Annotated in this window: 17 protein-coding genes; 12 read left to right on the top strand and 5 right to left on the bottom strand. The window is 61.4% G+C overall.

Annotation, left to right across the window (positions count from 1 at the left end):
* Position 1: 1 nt before the first annotated feature.
* Entirely contained in the window at positions 2-1510 is a 1509-nt protein-coding gene (locus CPter91_RS13065) for an efflux transporter outer membrane subunit (RefSeq protein ID WP_061940991.1), read from the top strand.
* On the opposite strand, the gene CPter91_RS13060 is transcribed toward CPter91_RS13065, so the two are convergent.
* Both CPter91_RS13060 and CPter91_RS13055 read right to left on the bottom strand, forming a co-directional pair.
* The gene (locus CPter91_RS13060; protein ID WP_061940988.1) at positions 1507-2046 is read right to left on the bottom strand and encodes a hypothetical protein; all 540 of its coding nucleotides are present in this window, start codon (positions 2044-2046) and stop codon (positions 1507-1509) included. The genes CPter91_RS13065 and CPter91_RS13060 overlap by 4 nt on opposite strands.
* A 95-nt stretch (positions 2047-2141) precedes the next feature.
* Positions 2142-3062: a LysR substrate-binding domain-containing protein gene (locus CPter91_RS13055; protein WP_061940984.1), complete on the bottom strand. Its 921-nt coding sequence runs from the start codon at positions 3060-3062 to the stop codon at positions 2142-2144.
* A 4-nt stretch (positions 3063-3066) separates the two neighbouring features.
* Between CPter91_RS13055 and CPter91_RS26955 the strand changes: the two genes are divergently transcribed.
* From CPter91_RS26955 to CPter91_RS13045, 3 genes are read left to right on the top strand one after another with little or no spacing between them, the layout of a single operon-like run.
* Complete coding sequence (locus CPter91_RS26955; RefSeq protein WP_167595167.1) at positions 3067-3222, top strand: hypothetical protein; 156 nt, start codon at positions 3067-3069, stop codon at positions 3220-3222.
* On the top strand, positions 3219-3398 hold the full coding sequence (locus tag CPter91_RS13050; protein WP_061940981.1) for a hypothetical protein: 180 nt from the start codon (positions 3219-3221) through the stop codon (positions 3396-3398). The genes CPter91_RS26955 and CPter91_RS13050 overlap by 4 nt, the downstream gene beginning before the upstream one ends.
* Before the next feature lie 35 nt (positions 3399-3433).
* Positions 3434-4330, top strand: a complete 897-nt coding sequence (locus CPter91_RS13045; protein ID WP_061940978.1) for a pirin family protein — start codon at positions 3434-3436, stop codon at positions 4328-4330.
* Here the strand turns inward: CPter91_RS13045 and CPter91_RS13040 are convergent.
* Positions 4284-5207, bottom strand: a complete 924-nt coding sequence (locus CPter91_RS13040) for a LysR family transcriptional regulator (protein ID WP_061940975.1) — start codon at positions 5205-5207, stop codon at positions 4284-4286. The two genes, CPter91_RS13045 and CPter91_RS13040, sit on opposite strands and share 47 nt — an antisense overlap.
* A 92-nt stretch (positions 5208-5299) precedes the next feature.
* Here CPter91_RS13040 and CPter91_RS13035 point away from each other — a divergent pair, with 92 nt between their 5' ends.
* Genes CPter91_RS13035 through CPter91_RS13020 form a run of 4 tightly spaced genes read left to right on the top strand, consistent with a single transcriptional unit; the run spans position 5300 to position 8839 of the window.
* The gene (locus tag CPter91_RS13035; RefSeq protein WP_061940973.1) at positions 5300-6190 is read left to right on the top strand and encodes an alpha/beta fold hydrolase; all 891 of its coding nucleotides are present in this window, start codon (positions 5300-5302) and stop codon (positions 6188-6190) included.
* 17 nt (positions 6191-6207) lie between these two features.
* The gene (leuC, locus tag CPter91_RS13030; RefSeq protein WP_061940971.1) at positions 6208-7632 is read left to right on the top strand and encodes a 3-isopropylmalate dehydratase large subunit; all 1425 of its coding nucleotides are present in this window, start codon (positions 6208-6210) and stop codon (positions 7630-7632) included.
* Positions 7625-8266, top strand: a complete 642-nt coding sequence (gene leuD / locus CPter91_RS13025) for a 3-isopropylmalate dehydratase small subunit (RefSeq protein WP_061940968.1) — start codon at positions 7625-7627, stop codon at positions 8264-8266. Before leuC ends, leuD begins: the two co-directional genes overlap by 8 nt.
* Before the next feature lie 60 nt (positions 8267-8326).
* A complete protein-coding gene (locus tag CPter91_RS13020) occupies positions 8327-8839 on the top strand; it encodes a GNAT family N-acetyltransferase (RefSeq protein ID WP_061940965.1) in 513 nt (170 codons plus the stop codon).
* Here CPter91_RS13020 and CPter91_RS13015 read toward each other — a convergent pair.
* Together CPter91_RS13015 and CPter91_RS13010 are read right to left on the bottom strand one after the other, a co-directional pair.
* Positions 8805-9374 carry a GNAT family N-acetyltransferase gene (locus CPter91_RS13015; protein ID WP_061940962.1) on the bottom strand — a complete coding sequence of 190 codons (570 nt, stop codon included), beginning with the start codon at positions 9372-9374 and terminating at the stop codon, positions 8805-8807. The genes CPter91_RS13020 and CPter91_RS13015 overlap by 35 nt on opposite strands.
* 67 nt (positions 9375-9441) lie before the next feature.
* On the bottom strand, positions 9442-10584 hold the full coding sequence (locus CPter91_RS13010; RefSeq protein WP_061940959.1) for a lanthionine synthetase C family protein: 1143 nt from the start codon (positions 10582-10584) through the stop codon (positions 9442-9444).
* 251 nt (positions 10585-10835) lie between these two features.
* On the opposite strand from CPter91_RS13010, the gene CPter91_RS13005 reads away from it, so the two are divergent.
* The 4 genes from CPter91_RS13005 to CPter91_RS12990 all read left to right on the top strand — a co-directional run bounded on the left by CPter91_RS13005 (position 10836) and on the right by CPter91_RS12990 (position 14816).
* Positions 10836-11861 (top strand): NADP-dependent oxidoreductase, encoded by a 1026-nt coding sequence (locus CPter91_RS13005; RefSeq protein WP_061940956.1) that lies wholly within the window; start codon positions 10836-10838, stop codon positions 11859-11861.
* An 85-nt stretch (positions 11862-11946) separates the two neighbouring features.
* On the top strand, positions 11947-12240 hold the full coding sequence (locus CPter91_RS13000) for a putative quinol monooxygenase (RefSeq protein ID WP_061940953.1): 294 nt from the start codon (positions 11947-11949) through the stop codon (positions 12238-12240).
* Between the two features lie 417 nt (positions 12241-12657).
* Entirely contained in the window at positions 12658-14355 is a 1698-nt protein-coding gene (locus CPter91_RS12995) for a S10 family serine carboxypeptidase-like protein (RefSeq protein ID WP_417924818.1), read from the top strand.
* 89 nt (positions 14356-14444) lie between these two features.
* Positions 14445-14816 carry an EF-hand domain-containing protein gene (locus tag CPter91_RS12990; protein ID WP_061940947.1) on the top strand — a complete coding sequence of 124 codons (372 nt, stop codon included), beginning with the start codon at positions 14445-14447 and terminating at the stop codon, positions 14814-14816.
* Positions 14817-14993: the final 177 nt, after the last annotated feature.

Here is a 14993-nt window from a genome sequence, read left to right as displayed (position 1 = left end):
CATGAAGCCAGCAGCCATGAGAATCCGCATGCAGCGTGCAGCAAGACCGGCCTTGTACCTGGCCATAAGCGCTGCGCTCGGCGCCTGCGCGGTCGGACCGGATTTCCAGGCGCCGGCGGCGCCGGTCGTGGCGCAGTACACGGCCGGCGTGCAGCCGCAGATCACGGCGGAGAGCGGCGGAACAGGTGGTGTGGCCCAGCAGTTTGACGCCGGCATGGATATTCCAGCGCAATGGTGGCAGCTGTTTCATTCCGCGCAGCTGGACACGCTGGTGCGTACGGCATTGGCCAATAGTCCGCAGATTGCGCAGGCAAAAGCAACCCTGCGCCAGGCCAGCGCAACGCTGCAGGCGGAAACCGGCGCCGCCCGCTATCCGCGCGCCGATCTTCAGCTGGGCGGCGCGCGCCAGCAGATCGACACCACTGCACTAGGGATTCCGAATGTGCCGCAGGCCGGACCGTTCAACCTGTACAACGCCTCGCTCAACGTCTCCTACACCATCGATGCCTTCGGCGCCAACAGCCGCATGCTGGAAGGCTTGCAGGCACAGGCGCAGAATCAGGCCGAGGAATTGCGGGCGGCGCGCCTGGCATTGGCGGGCAATGTCGTCACGGCGGCCATCAGGCAAGCCGCGCTGCAGGCCCAGATCGCCAGCACCTTGCAGATGCTGCAGCTGCAGCGCCAGCAGCTCGCCATCATGCAGCAGCGGCTGGCCGCCGGCGGCATCGCCGAGCGCGATCTGAAGAACCAGCGCGCCCTGGTGGCGCAGAGCGAAGCCGGCCTGCCGGGACTGCAGCAGCAAATGGCGCAGCTTACTCATCAACTGGCTGTCTACCTAGGGCAGGCGCCTGGCGCGGCGGCGCTGGCGCCGATAGACCTGGATGCGCTGACGTTGCCGCAGCGGCTGCCGCTCAGCCTGCCTGCGGCGCTGGCGCGTCAGCGGCCGGACATCCGCGCCGCGGAAGCCACGCTGCATCAGGCCAGCGCCCAGGTCGGGGTAGCCACGGCCGGGCTTTATCCGCAACTGACTTTGTCGGGTAGCGCCGGCGCAGAACAGACGCATATCGCCGATATCGCCAATAGCCTGAATGTCTGGAGTGTTGGCCTGAAATTGATGCAGCCTTTGTTCCATGGCGGCGAACTGCGCGCCAAGAAACGTTCCGCGGTTGCCGCCTATGATGCGGCCGCGGCTGGCTATCAGCAAACGGTGCTGCAGGCTTTGCAGCAGGTGGCGGACAGCTTGCGCGCGCTGGAGCATGATGCGCTGGCGCTGCAGGCGAGGACCCAGGCCGCCGAGAATTCCCGCGACAGCCTGGCGATCACGCTGAAACTGTATCAGGCCGGCGGCGTCAGTCATCTGAGTTTGCTGGACGCCCAACGCCAAAGTCTGCAGAACGAACTTGACCGCACGGTGGCGCAGGCAGCGCGCTATAGCGATACCGCGGCGCTATTGCAGGCCCTGGGCGGAGGCTGGTGGAATGAAGCCGGCGCGGCGCCGGATCCGCATTAGCGGCCTTTGGCTCCAATATAGGCAAGCACCTCCTGCAAGCCATCAATGGCAGGCGCGCCGCTAATCACGGCGTCAGCCGAGCACCAGGGATAGGGCAGGACGGAGACCCACGCCATGACATCGTCGAGCACGTCTGGCGGCAGCGTTTGCATGGCTTCTATGGTGATCGACAAGCCTTGCACCAGATGGGATTCTTCAGCAAAGAACCAGTCGTAGCGGCCGCAGCCGACGCGCACGGCGCGGCTTTCCTTTTCCGTCATGGCGACCAGCCAGTCGCAGGAAAATGTGGTTTCCTGGTTCTTCGGCGGCACCGCCAGGCAAAAAGTATAGATATTCTCGTACATCTGGCCGAAGCGGCGCACCAGGACGTCCGCGATATTGTTGCGTCCTGCCGTCGCCGGCGGAAACGTGATGGCGCCGGTCTTGACGGCCATGGCGAGGGTGGCGTCTTCGGCGAAGGCGCGCGCCATCAGGTGCGGCCGGTTGCCGTCCTTGGCCTGGATGTAGGCCAGGATGGAGTTGGATGGTGTACGCATGCAGGTACCTCGGGTTGGGGCTGGCAGAGACAACAGCGGCTATTATCGGTCAGGCGATGTTTATGTGCTGGCCGGCCATCGATGACCGTGGATGGCTAAGCCAGCGCGGCCGGCAATTCGTCCTTCAGGAAATCGACAAAGGCCCTGACCGCCGGCGCCAGGCCGCGGCGCGACGGGAACAGCACCACCAGATGCCCGGCCCTGGGACGCCAGTCCGGCAGCACCGGCAGCAAGCTGCCGGCGGCCAGTTCAGCGGCGCAGGCATAGCGCGGCAGGGTCGCGACACCCATGCCGGCCAGCGCGGCTTGCTTCAGTACGGACAAATTGTCGCTTTGCAGCCTGAGCTTGCCGATCGGCGCCTGGTGCCTGGCCTCGTCCGGTCCCAGCAAGCGCCAGCTGGCTTCAGTGTCGCTCAACGGCGCATAGTACAAGGCGTCGGCGTCGGCCAGCGCCGCCAGGCCGTCGATCGGGCCATGCTGCGCCAGGTATTGCGGGCTGGCCGCCAGCGTCCAGTGCACCGAGCACAGGCTGCTCTGCACCAGGCTCGACGATTCCAGCTGGGCGCCGATGCCGCGCACCACCACATCGATGTTTTCTTCAATCAGGTCGATCTGGCGGTTGCTGGCCTGGACCATCAATCGCACCTTGGGGAATTGCTGCATGAAGCGCGGCAGCAGGCGCGGCAAGGCAATGTCCGCGACCGCCATCGGCAGGCTGACGCGCACCGTGCCGACCGGTTCTCCCAGGCGCTTGCGCACCGCATCTTCGCCGGCCTGGGCCTCGGCGATCATGGCGGCGCAATGGCGGTACAGCTCCTGGCCGGCCTCGGTCAAGCTCATGCGGCGTGAAGTGCGCTGCAGCAGGCGCGCACCGAGGCGCGCTTCCAGCTGTGTGATGCGGCGCGAAATGCGCGATTTAGGGATGCCCAGCGCATCGCCGGCGGCGGTGAAGCCGCGCCGCTCCACTACTTGGGCAAACAGATAAAGGTCATTCAGGTCGATTGCCAGAGGATTCATGGTGATGAGCGCCTTGCCGTTTTATCGTTCCGTCAGTGAAACGATAGGTTGTTATTTTGCATCTTTTTCAATCATCGTTGCAAGTGCATCATTCATGGCAGGCGAAGAAAGTAAACCGCCGCTCACAAAAACCGTTTCCATCCACAGGAGAATCACATGAAAAACAGCAAATTTATCCGGGCCGGGGCTGGCGTGCCGGTGACCGACTATGCGGCGGCGGCGGTGGAAATGCTGGGCGATAACACCGATCCGAAGGCGCAGGATGTCTACGCAGCGCTGGACATGCCGTTCGCGAACCTGGTCTGGCGGCTGCACAGCGCGTTCAGCAAGCAATAAGGCAGCCGTCCTTCATCAGAAGCAGGAGAATACACATGAACAAGAGAATATCCGTCTCGCCGGTGGTCGCCGGCCATGAGATGCGCATCGGCCAGGGTTTCAACGCCATGCACTTTGCGGAGAACGATTTTCAGGGAATGATCGATCTGGTCGTCATGCTGGATCACTTCCACATGACGGCGCCTACCTTCGAGCCGCATCCGCATGCCGGCATCTCGGCCGTGACCTATGTGTTTGAAGACTCCGCCAGTCCGCACCACAACTACGATTCGCTCGGCAACCAGGGGCCGATCCAAGCAGGCGACCTGCACTGGTTCGTGGCCGGGCGCGGCGCGGTGCATACAGAGCAGCCGGAAGGCGAGAATCCGCATGTGCATGCCTTGCAGATTTTCGTGAACTTGCCGGCGGCGCAAAAGATGATGACGCCGTATGCAGTGCATGTGGACGCCGCCGACATGCCGGTGCACCAGGCGCCGGGCGTGCGGGTGAGGGTGGCAGCCGGCGAATCGCAGGGCTTGCGCTCGCCGGCGCAGTTGCCACAGCCGTTCACGCTGCTGGATGGTTTTCTGGAAGCGGGCGGCACCTTTGAACATGCCGTCCCGGCCGGCTGGAACGCCATGATTTACGCGGTGCAGGGCACGCTGGGCGTAAGCATGGACGCTTTTGCCTGCAGCCAGCAGTTGGGGGCGGGCCAGGCGCTGGGGACCAGCGAAGCGAGCGCCGTCAGGCTGACCGCGGCAGACTCCGCCCACTTCGTGATCCTGTCCGGCCCTGCGCTCAGAGAGCCGATGGTCAAGCACGGACCGCTGGTGATGAATACCCTGGAGCAGATGAACGAACGGCTGCTGGCTTACCGGCGCGGTGAGTTCGGCCGGCTGGAGCTGCCTACCAGCCAGGCTGACCATCTTTCCGCGGCAACAGATGGGGCTTGAAGCGCGCCGCCAGGAAGTCGACGAAGGCGCTGACCTTGGCCGACAGGTTGAGCCGTTCCGGATAGACCGCAAAGATGTCGGATGGTGGCAACGCCCAATCTTCCAATACCTGGCGCAAGCGTCCGGAACGCAGGTAAGGCGCGACATCCCATTCGGAACGCATCAGGATGCCGTGGCCGGCCAGCGCCCACGCCAGCACGGTTTCGCCATCGTTGCTGCTGAGGGCGCCACGCACTTTGACCGTCTCCTGGCGCTTGCCGCGGCTTAAATGCCAGCTGCCGTAGGCGGCTTCGTTTTCCCGCAGCACGATGCAGGCATGGGTCTGCAGATCGCGCGGCGTGGCCGGCGCCGAATGCTGTTTCAGATAAGCCGGCGCGGCGCACAGCAGGCGGCGGTTGGCGGCGATCTTGCGCGCAATGATGCGCGCATCCGGCAGTTCGCCGATGCGGATTCCGATATCGAAAGCCTGATCCGCCAGGTTCAAAGGCCGTTCCGACAGCAGCAGCTGTACTTCCACCTCCGGAAAGCGTTTGCTGAATTCCGATACGGCGGGGCCGATATGCTTGCGGCCGAAGCCGAAACTGGCATTCACCCGCAGCAGTCCCTTGGGCAACGCCCGGCTACTGCCGATAGTACGCTCCAGCGCTTCGATGTCGGCCAGGATGCGGGCGCCATCCGCCAGGTAAATCTCGCCCTCGTGCGTCACGCTCATGGTGCGCGTGGTGCGGTTCAGCAGGCGCACCCCCAGCCGCTGCTCCAGGTTGGCCAATCGTTTGGTGACCGCCGGCGGGGTAAGGCCAAGCTCGCGCGCCAACGCGGCAAGGCTGCCGGTCTTTACCAGGGCGGCAAAAAATGCCAGGTCGGATAGAGTATTCATTATTAACTTGAAAGAAATAATAGAGTCAATATTCATGAATTATAAATCCTGGCGCCGGTTATACAATCTCTTCATCACAAGGAGAGCGAGCAATGTTTCCAGGATTCGAGCATGGCATGGCCGAGATCAACGGCACACAGATCAAGTACATCCGCGGCGGCAACGGCCCTGCCTTGCTGTTATTGCACGGTCATCCGCAGACCCATGCTATCTGGCACAAGGTGGCGCAACGGCTCGCCAGCCGCTTCACGGTCATCGCCGCCGACCTGCGCGGCTACGGCGACAGCGGCAAACCGGCCGGCCTGGCGGATCACAGCAATTACTCCAAGCGCACCATGGGCGAGGACCAGATCGCGCTGATGGCGCAGCTGGGATTTACGCAATTCCTGCTGATGGGTCATGACCGCGGTGGCCGCGTGGCTTATCGCATGGCGCTCGATCATCCGCAGGCGGTGCGCAAGCTGGTGCTGCTGGATATCGCGCCGACGCTGGCCATGTATGAACAGACTAGCATGGCTTTCGCCACTGCCTATTACCACTGGTTTTTCCTGATCCGGCCGGCGCCGTTCCCGGAACTGCTGATCGGTTCGCATCCCGAGGAGTATCTCAGGCACACGATAGGCGGCCGCAGCGCCGGCCTGGCGCCGTTCACGCCGCAAGCCTATGCCGAGTACCTGCGCTGCCTGAGCGATCCGGCGACGATCCACGGCATCTGCGAGGATTACCGTGCCAGCGCCGGTATCGATCTGGAACATGAACGGCTGGACCTGGCGCGCGGTAACAAGATCGCATGTCCGACCAAGGTCTTGTGGGGTGCCGACGGCGTCATCGAGAAATGCTTCGATCCGCTAGTGGAATGGGAGAAGCTGGCGACAGACCTGAGCGGCAAGGCGCTGGCCTGCGGCCACTATATTCCGGAAGAAGCACCGGACCAGCTGCTGGCGGAAGTCCTGCCATTTTTTGCCGATGGTTTTACCGATTGATCGCCGGAGATCATTGCATGCCACCTCGCACACTGTATAAAAAGCTGGTCGACAGCCATACCGTCGCCGTATTGGACGAGCAGCACGTGCTGCTGTATGCCGATCTGCACATCATGAACGAATACACCAGCCCGCAGGCATTCAGCAGCTTGCGCGCCGCCAGGCGCGGCGTGCTGAGGCCGCGGCAGCAGCTGGCGGTGGTGTCGCACATCATCCTGACGCATCCGGTCAGCGTCGCCCAGCGCGTGATCCTCGATCCGGCCTCGGCGCTGCAGGCCAGCAACCTCAAACGCAACTGCCGCGAATTCGGCATCAAGCTGTTCGACACCAACCATGAACAGCAGGGCATAGAACACATCATCGCGCCGGAACACGGGTGGATCCGGCCCGGCATGGTGGTGCTGTGCGGTGACAGTCACACCACCACCTACGGTGCGCTGGGCGCATTGGGGTTCGGCGTCGGCACGTCAGAGGTAGAGCACATCCTGGCGACCCAGACCCTGGTCTACCGCCTGGCGCAAGACCTGCGCATCCGGGTCGATGGCGTGCTGCCGGTAGGCACCTCGGTGAAAGACCTGATCCTGCTGATCATCGCCCGCGTCGGCGCCCAGGGCGCGCGCGGTTATGCGGTCGAGTTTGCCGGCAGCACGATCGCGGCACTGTCCGCCGAGGCGCGCATGACCTTGTGCAATATGGCGGTGGAAGCCGGCGCCAGGGCGGCCCTGATCCGTCCCGACCAGACGACTTACGACTATATCCGCGAGAAAGCGCAGGATCTGGGCGAACAGGATTTCGCGCAGGCGCTGGGCGACTGGCGGCAGCTGTATTCCGATGAAGGCGCCGTGTTCGCGGTCGAACATGTTTTCGCTGCGCAGGAAGTTGCGCCATTCGTGACCTGGGGCACCAGCCCCGACCAGGCGATTGCGGTCAACGCCTTGATTCCCGATCCGCTGCTGGCCGGCGACGCGCATGCGGCGGCAGCGACGGCCCAGGCCCTGCAATACATGGGCCTGTCGGCCGGAAGCGCGATCGCCGGCTTGCCGATCGACCGTGTCTTCATTGGCTCCTGCACCAACGGCCGCATCGAGGATCTGCGCATCGCCGCAGCCATCGTCAAAGGCCAGCAGGTGGCGCCGGCAGTGCGGGCGATGGTGGTGCCCGGCTCCGGCGCGGTGCGCCGCCAGGCCGAACAGGAAGGCCTGGCCGCCATCTTCATCGCTGCCGGTTTTGAATGGCGCCAGCCGGGATGTTCAATGTGCCTGGCGATGAACGACGATGTGCTGGCGCCGGGCGAGCGCTGCGCCTCCACCACCAACCGTAATTTCGAGGGGCGCCAAGGGAGGGGCGGGCGTACCCACCTGATGAGTCCGGCGATGGCCGCCGCCGCCGCGCTCAGCGGCTGCATCAGTGATGTCCGTACATTGGAGAAGCAGCATGTCTGAACACAAACGCATCGAAGGCATCGCCGCGCCGCTGCTGATCGACAACCTCGATACCGACCAGATCATGCCCAAGCAGTTCCTGCGCACGATCACCAAGGAAGGGCTGGACCGGGGCGCACTGTTCGACCTGCGCTTTCACCCGGATGGCGGCACGAAGCCGGACTTTGTGCTGAACCGCCCTGAATACAAGGACGCCAGAATCCTGGTCGGCGGCGCCAATTTCGGCTGCGGTTCCAGCCGCGAACATGCGGTGTGGGGCTTGCAGCAGCTAGGCGTGGAGGCCGTGATAGCACCAAGCTTTGGCGAGATTTTTTTCAGCAACGCGCTCAATAACCGCTTGTTGCTGATTGTGCTGGAACAGGAGCAGATTGCTTTGCTGCTGCAGGCATCGGCCCTCAACGGGCACCGTCTCTTGATCGACCTGGAACAGATGCAGCTGTCGTGCGGATCGCTGGCGTTTCCCTTTACGCTGGCAGAACGGCACAGGAAAATGATCGTTGAGGGACTGGACATGGTGGGTGCGACCTTGCAACTGCTGCCCGAGATCGTCGCTTTCGAGAAACGCCATGCAGCAGCAAGTCCGTGGGCGAGAGTGTTGCCGATGGACGAAGGCAATCATGGGCAGATTGCATGATTTGCGCTAGCATCGGGTAGAAGGCGCCGTGGGGCGCCAGTTGAACTCGAATGCCAAGCGATGAAAGAAACTGAATTCAGTGTCGCGCCTATCCGCGCCGAGCACGCCGTGCAATTCCACCAGGTGCTGGACGCGATCGCGCGCGAACGGATTTATCTTGGCCAGACAGAAGCACGGTCGCCGGCCTGGGTCAGCGAATTCGTCGCCACCAATATCAAGCACGATTACGCGCAGCTGGTTGCCCTGCACGGCGAGCAGATGATCGGCTGGTGCGACATCCTGCCGCATCCCTTGCCGGGTTTCGGCCACGGCGGCACGCTCGGCATGGGCGTGATCAAGTCATGGCGCGGCCAAGGCGTAGGCCAGGCCCTGCTGGCAGCCACCATCGAAAGCGCCCTGAGCCGCGGCATCACCCGGGTCGAGCTGGAGGTCTATGCAGGCAATGCCGCTGCGATCGGGCTCTACCGCAAACATGGCTTTGTCGTGGAGGGCGTGAAGCGCAAGGCAAGGATCCTGGATGGGCGCCATGATGATGTGATTATGATGGCGTTGTTGGTGGGGATGGATTGCTGATGTAGTTTGTGTCGGCTTCCCATTCGCTGCGCAACAAGGAATACACATTCATATCGATATGCTTGCCGCGTACGAAAGTGGCGCCGCGTGCCACGCCTTCTTTCTGATACGCGCATTTGATCGCTACTTTTTCAGAAGCGATATTTAGAACGTTCATCTTGATTTCAAGGCGGTTGATCATGAGGGATTGGAACAGGTAATTAGTCAAAAGCTTTACCGCTTCACTGGTAATGCCGGTTCTTCTTTTGTCTGTCGCAAACAGGATATAGCCTATTTCACGCGCATTGAAATAGGGGCCCGCCTTGAAATGCCATATGCGTCCCAGTATCCGGTCTTCTTTGTCGACGATCAGAAAGCGCTCATCATCGCCGGAAGATCCGCCAGTGGCGTCGATGCTTTTTTCAATCGAGGATGGTGCAAACAGGCTGCTGGGCAGATATTCTCCGCGCGCGTTCAAGTCGTTCATCAGGGGAATCAGGGTCGCCAGGTCGTTTTTGCCGGCATGCCGGATATTGATATTGCTGCCTTCTATCATTGTTTGCCTTCTTCAGGGGGTGGGATTTGTACTGGTGACAGAACGCCGATGGGAATGTGGCGGTCTTTCAGGCGCTGAAAAAAATATCAAGGCTGGGAAACGTTGCCGAGCCTTGGAGGCAATCCCATAAATAGATGGCGAATCCGGGATCGCCGGTCCATAGCGAATAGCGCATTTGTCCGTATAAGGTGGCATCGTTTTCTGTCTGCGCGATTGCATGCATGGCAAAGGCGCGGGCGCGTTCCAGCCAGACTTGATCTTTGGTGCGCTGGAACAGCTTAAGAAATGCATAACCGTTGCCGGCGGTGCCGTGACAGAGATTGGAACCCTTTGCCAGCGGTCCGGCCGCCCATATCACCTCGCCACCGGCCAGCAGCAGCTGGTCCAGCTTGGTGTCCGGCAGATCGGCAAGGCAAATGATGAATCCTGGCGCGCCATGGCAGAACTGCAGCAGCATGTGCTTGGCCTTATCCTCGGGAAGATAGAGCTGGTTGCGCCAGTTGACGCATTGTCCCTCTCGGGCAGCGCTGTGCAGAATCGTATTGCTGATGCACAGCTGCCAGTCGTACCATTCCCGGGCAGTGAGCAACGCACGTCCGCGTATCAGCGGCGAGGCGGTGGCCACGAATCCGTGCACGCCGTCCAGATAGCTGCTGCGCCGTCCATACATGTCCTGTGTCCAGAAACTGCACAGGTACTTCTCGGACCAGAGCAGCTGCGACCATAGTTTGCGGGCGCTGGCGCGAAACAGTTCGGCCCAGCGGGATTCACCTGTCTTTTCGTGAAGGAATAGCGCCGCCAGCATGGTGCCGGGCGCGCCCCACATCATTTCTCTGCTGGGATTTTCCAGGTTGAGCCGGATCAGATTTTCCAGCTGCCCAGCGGTTTCTTCTCGCGGATTCAGCCAGTAATCGAGCAGTAGGATGCCGGTGTCGCCCATCATGTAGGAAGCAAAGTCCACACTGTTTTCGGGCGCCAGCCATGCCCGGTTCAATTGCAGCAACGCCGGGACCTGCGGCGCGTAAGAACGGGTAAGTGCTGCCGCGCCTGCCGCCTTCAGGTGGTACAGCGCCCAGATGACGCCGCAGGCGCCAAAATACAACGGGGTTGCAGGGGTTGTTTCTCCATCCTCGGCGTCAAGCGGATGCAGCGGCCAGTAGTTGCTTGCGGAAAAAGCGGCTTCGGTTTCCTGCACTACGCGCCGTATCATTGCGCGTGCGCGACGCTCATCCCATCTGATGGGCACCAGCGGGGCATGTCTAGTCTGATCGAATAGTAACGGCATCTTTCCATTCGGGGAAATTTCAATGGTTGTTGCCATTTTATAATATCCGTTCCCTATCGGGGGGATCCTGAACCAACTCTCTGGACCGCTTGCGGCTACTCCGTTTTATGCCCGAGGCCAGCACAGCTTTGCCAATTTCGCTACACTATCGAGCCAATAGCAAACAGGTTTCAACCATGCAAAACACCTATCAGAACCGCCAGTGGTTTTACGTCAAACGTCCGGACGGACGCGTCGGCAATGACCATTACGAGCTGCGTGAAAGCGAGCTCGAGGGCAAGCTGGCGACCAATGAAGTGATCCTGCGCGCCAAATACATTAGCGTCGATCCGTATATCCGCATCCAGCAGCACGAGCGCAATACCTACGATGTGCCGCATCCGTTGGGGATCGTGCAGCGCGCCGGCGTGGTCGGCGAAGTAGTGGCTTCGGCCAGCCCCTTGTACCAGGCGGGCGACTGGGTATCGGCCTACAGCGGCTGGCAACTTTATGCACGCTGCCATCACAGCGAATTGACCAAACTCGATCCGAGCGCGGCGCCGGTCTCCACCGCGTTGGGCGTGCTGGGCATGCCGGGCCGCACTGCCTGGTTCGGTCTGACCGAAGCCGGCCGTCCGCGTCCGGGCGATACCTTGCTGGTGTCGGGCGCCGCGGGTGCGGTCGGCTCGCTGGTAGCGCAGTTCGGCAAGCGCGCCGGCTGCCGCGTGATCGGCATCGCCGGCGGCGCCGAGAAGTGCCGTTTCCTGACCGAGACGCTGAAGCTGGACGGCGCCATCGATTACCGCGCGCATACCACGCCGGAAGCCTTGAGCGCAGCGATCCAGGCGGCCACCGGCGGCGTCGATATCTACTTCGACAATGTCGGCGGGCCGATTACCGATGCGGTCATCCCGCTTATCAAGCGGCGCGCGCGCATCATCATCTGCGGCGCCATCAGCCAGTATGATGGCGGCCTCGATACGCCCGACCTCGGCCCGCGCTTCCTGCAGCACATGCTGTTCCAGCGCGCGACCATCCAGGGCATCCTGGCGCGCGACTACACCAGCCGCATGGATGAGATGCTGGCGATTGTGGCGCCGTGGGTAAAAAGCGGCGAAATCGTGTTCCAGGAAACCTATGTCGACGGCTTCGAACAGTTGCCGGAGGCGCTCAACAGCCTGTTCGAAGGCAAGAATATCGGCAAGCTGCTGGTGCGCGTCTGACGGCTTGATTCCGCGCCATTGCAATGTCTCTGGGGACGGCTAAACTTGAAGGCTGGTCGTCCACGCATGCATAGGGAGAGCTGAAATGGTGAAGCTTGGTTTGTTCGTCAGGCTGGAAGCACGGCCGGGAAAAGAGGCGGATGTCGAGGCATTTCTGCGCGACGGCTTGGCAGTCGTGCAACAGGAACTGGCGACGACAACCTGGTACGCCATCAAGCTGGGGCCGTCAACTTATGGCATCTTCGACACCTTTCCCGACGAGGCGGGGCGCCAGGCCCATCTCACCGGCCGCGTCGCGGCTGCGCTGATGGGCAGGGCGGACGAACTGTTTTCGCAAGTGCCGTCAATTGAAAAGATCGATATCCTGGCGGCCAAATAAGTAATGCAACGGCTGTCCTGGCAGCCCTCGCTCCCATCTCGGCTTGCGCTAGCCACCTGCTATTCAGCGGCGGCATTTTGTGCCGCATCTGAATTGAAACTTTCCTTGAAGAAATGTATTTTTGTAGTATACCTTTGAGGTGGCAGGAGCGCATCCCATTCGGTTTTTCACCGCAATGAGATGCGCCGGCCAGGTCGCAAGGTCTTGCGGCTGCCTATCCAATCTGTATTTATCTGTATCTATCGAAGAAGCACCGGACCGGTCGCTCGGACAGGACTCGCTTGTCCAATTGTAAAAAGGGAGAGTAGCAAAAAGCTTGCCGACAGCGACCAGAAGCCGATCTGGCACAGCAAGCGATGGCGAAGTAACGGTAGCGTTTGTCACTCAAATCACCCAGTCCACAAGAAAGGGCAAGAGATGAAAACAGATCGTCCCATGCAAGCCAGCATTTTCCCTCCAACCATCCGAAAGACCCTGCGCGCTGCATTAGCAGCGCTGGCGCTGAGCGCAGGTTGCGGCGCCATTCTTTCCGGCCCGGCCGCCGCCGCAGTGTTCCCACCTGACCAGCCTTATATGGACAACACGGCCTACGCATTCGGCGCCAGCGACGGCCTGGCGGCGTCCATCGTCAACGAAAAAGCCGCGGTGGCCTATCATCAGCTGACTTACCGCGAGAGCGGCAAGCGCGTCGATTACATCACCACCACTGGTCATCTGACGGCAGCGGACGCCAACGGCAAGCCTGAGGCATCGATGTTCTACGTCGCCTATACCGCAAAAAACCGAGGCCCATGGCCGCGCCCGATTACCTTCTTCTACAACGGCGGACCGGGATCGTCGTCGATCTGGCTGCGTCTGGGTTCGTTCGCCCCCAGCCGGGTCGCCACGCCCGATCCTTACACCACCGGCTGGCCTGATTTCCCGCTGGTGGATAACCAGGAAAGCCTGATCGATACCACCGACATGGTGTTCATCGATCCACCCGGCACCGGTTTTTCCGAGGCGGTATTGCCCAACACGAACCAGACTTTCTGGGGCGTCGACCAGGATGCCGGCGTGATGCGCGATTTCATCTTGCGTTATCTCGCGGTCAATCCGCGCCCGCGTTCGCCGATCTACCTGTACGGCGAATCGTATGGCACGCCACGTACCGACGTGCTGGCGCCGTTGCTTGAACAGGCTGGCGTGCACCTGAGCGGGATCGTCCTGCAATCTTGCATCCTCGACTATAACGACCAGTATCCAAGCCTGTCAGACCTGCAACGGGCGACCGATTACACCGTGTCGCTGCTGCCGGGTTACGCCGAAGTGGCCGCATTCTTCGGCCAGGTTACGCCGCCGCCGTTCGGCGTGCGCAGCTTTGCCTGGCGCATGCGCGATTTCTCGACCCGCCGTTATGCCGAGTTCCTGCCCTATGGCCCGACCTTCCTCGGCCTGGCTAATCCGCCGGTCTTTCCTACTCCTGCCGTGTATGCGCAAATGTCGCGCCAGAGCGATATCAACGTGAGCGCCCTGCAAGCCTACCTGGGGCCGAATCCGCTCAATACCACGCTGGTGCCGGGCTACACCATCGGCGGCTATGACGGCCGGGTATCGGCGCCGAACGACAGCCCGATGCTGGTGGGCGATTCCGATCCTTCCGACGCCTTGATCGCCAAGCCGTTTCCGGTGATTCTCAGCCAGCAACTGCCGGATTATCTGAAATACACGGCGCCCAACACCACTTATGTGACCTTGAGCGATACCGCCAACATCAATTGGGATTTCAGTCACGGCGGCCTGGCGCTGCCGGATACGATTCCCGACCTGCTGGCGGAAATCACGCTCAATCCGCATATCAAGGTGCTGGTGGAAAACGGCTACCACGACCTGGTCACGCCATTTTTCATGACTGAGAAGGATCTGGGCCGGCTCAAGAGCGTGAGCGGTATCCGGCCTGATATCCAGGTCACGCATTACTCCGGCGGCCACATGATCTACCTGGAAGATACCTCGCGGCCGCGCATGAAAGCGGATCTGGTCAACTACTACGAAGGCCGGCGCATAGGCGGCGCCATGACCTTCGCCGAGTTGCCGGCGCCGTGGTCGGACATGAATCCGGCCGGCACGCCTTGAGCTTGTCCCGAGCTTGTAATGCAATACACAGTACCGGCGCCGTTGTCGCCCGGATCGACTATGATGAAGAAAGGCGTAGAGGAAATTCTATGAAAAATACACTTTATCTAATGGTATTTGCCCTTTGTGCAACAGCAGGCGCGGCGCAAGCCAGCGAAGTGGTATCCGCCCCTGCCGGGATGGCGAAACATGGCGTGGATGGCCCGTTCTTCCCGGCGGCGCGGCCGTCGGCACCAGCCGCTCCGGCATCCACCGGCGACGTTCTGAAGACGCAGGCCATGAGCCGCCTGAAATCGAACTTCGACGCTGCCGATGTCGCCAAGACCGGGACGCTGACCCAGCAGCAGGCGCAAAAGAGCCGGCTGGGTTATGTTGCCAATAATTTCAGCCAGATCGACGTCAATAAGACCGGCAAGGTCACCTTCGACGATGTGAAGCGCTATTTGCAGTCACAGCCGTAAACCAGCCGTTTCCCCGCCAGGGGACCGGGAAAAGCGCAGTCGCCGGTTGGGCGGCTGCGCTTTTTTTCGTCCTTTACAGGCAGTTACAACCGATACATATTGATGGTGGCAAAACCGTATCTGAAATGCGTTAATGAAGTTAACGCAATGCATGTGCCGCGTATGTGCAATTGATGT

Origin of the sequence: Collimonas pratensis (assembly GCF_001584185.1) — a bacterium.
GTDB lineage: Bacteria > Pseudomonadota > Gammaproteobacteria > Burkholderiales > Burkholderiaceae_D > Collimonas > Collimonas pratensis.
Note: the sequence above shows the minus strand (reverse complement) of the source record. Positions and strands in the feature narration are given on the sequence as shown.

Coding starts and splice junctions, on each gene's coding strand:
- CPter91_RS26955 (WP_167595167.1), top strand. CDS start 3,067: ATGAGCGCCTTGCCGTTTTATCGTTCCGTCAGTGAAACGATAGGTTGT.
- CPter91_RS13005 (WP_061940956.1), top strand. CDS start 10,836: ATGCAAAACACCTATCAGAACCGCCAGTGGTTTTACGTCAAACGTCCG.
- CPter91_RS12990 (WP_061940947.1), top strand. CDS start 14,445: ATGAAAAATACACTTTATCTAATGGTATTTGCCCTTTGTGCAACAGCA.
- CPter91_RS13055 (WP_061940984.1), bottom strand. CDS start 3,062: ATGAATCCTCTGGCAATCGACCTGAATGACCTTTATCTGTTTGCCCAA.
- leuD (WP_061940968.1), top strand. CDS start 7,625: ATGTCTGAACACAAACGCATCGAAGGCATCGCCGCGCCGCTGCTGATC.
- leuC (WP_061940971.1), top strand. CDS start 6,208: ATGCCACCTCGCACACTGTATAAAAAGCTGGTCGACAGCCATACCGTC.
- CPter91_RS13020 (WP_061940965.1), top strand. CDS start 8,327: ATGAAAGAAACTGAATTCAGTGTCGCGCCTATCCGCGCCGAGCACGCC.
- CPter91_RS13000 (WP_061940953.1), top strand. CDS start 11,947: ATGGTGAAGCTTGGTTTGTTCGTCAGGCTGGAAGCACGGCCGGGAAAA.
- CPter91_RS13035 (WP_061940973.1), top strand. CDS start 5,300: ATGTTTCCAGGATTCGAGCATGGCATGGCCGAGATCAACGGCACACAG.
- CPter91_RS13065 (WP_061940991.1), top strand. CDS start 2: ATGAAGCCAGCAGCCATGAGAATCCGCATGCAGCGTGCAGCAAGACCG.
- CPter91_RS13050 (WP_061940981.1), top strand. CDS start 3,219: ATGAAAAACAGCAAATTTATCCGGGCCGGGGCTGGCGTGCCGGTGACC.
- CPter91_RS13060 (WP_061940988.1), bottom strand. CDS start 2,046: ATGCGTACACCATCCAACTCCATCCTGGCCTACATCCAGGCCAAGGAC.
- CPter91_RS13040 (WP_061940975.1), bottom strand. CDS start 5,207: ATGAATACTCTATCCGACCTGGCATTTTTTGCCGCCCTGGTAAAGACC.
- CPter91_RS13010 (WP_061940959.1), bottom strand. CDS start 10,584: ATGATACGGCGCGTAGTGCAGGAAACCGAAGCCGCTTTTTCCGCAAGC.
- CPter91_RS13045 (WP_061940978.1), top strand. CDS start 3,434: ATGAACAAGAGAATATCCGTCTCGCCGGTGGTCGCCGGCCATGAGATG.
- CPter91_RS12995 (WP_417924818.1), top strand. CDS start 12,658: ATGAAAACAGATCGTCCCATGCAAGCCAGCATTTTCCCTCCAACCATC.
- CPter91_RS13015 (WP_061940962.1), bottom strand. CDS start 9,374: ATGATAGAAGGCAGCAATATCAATATCCGGCATGCCGGCAAAAACGAC.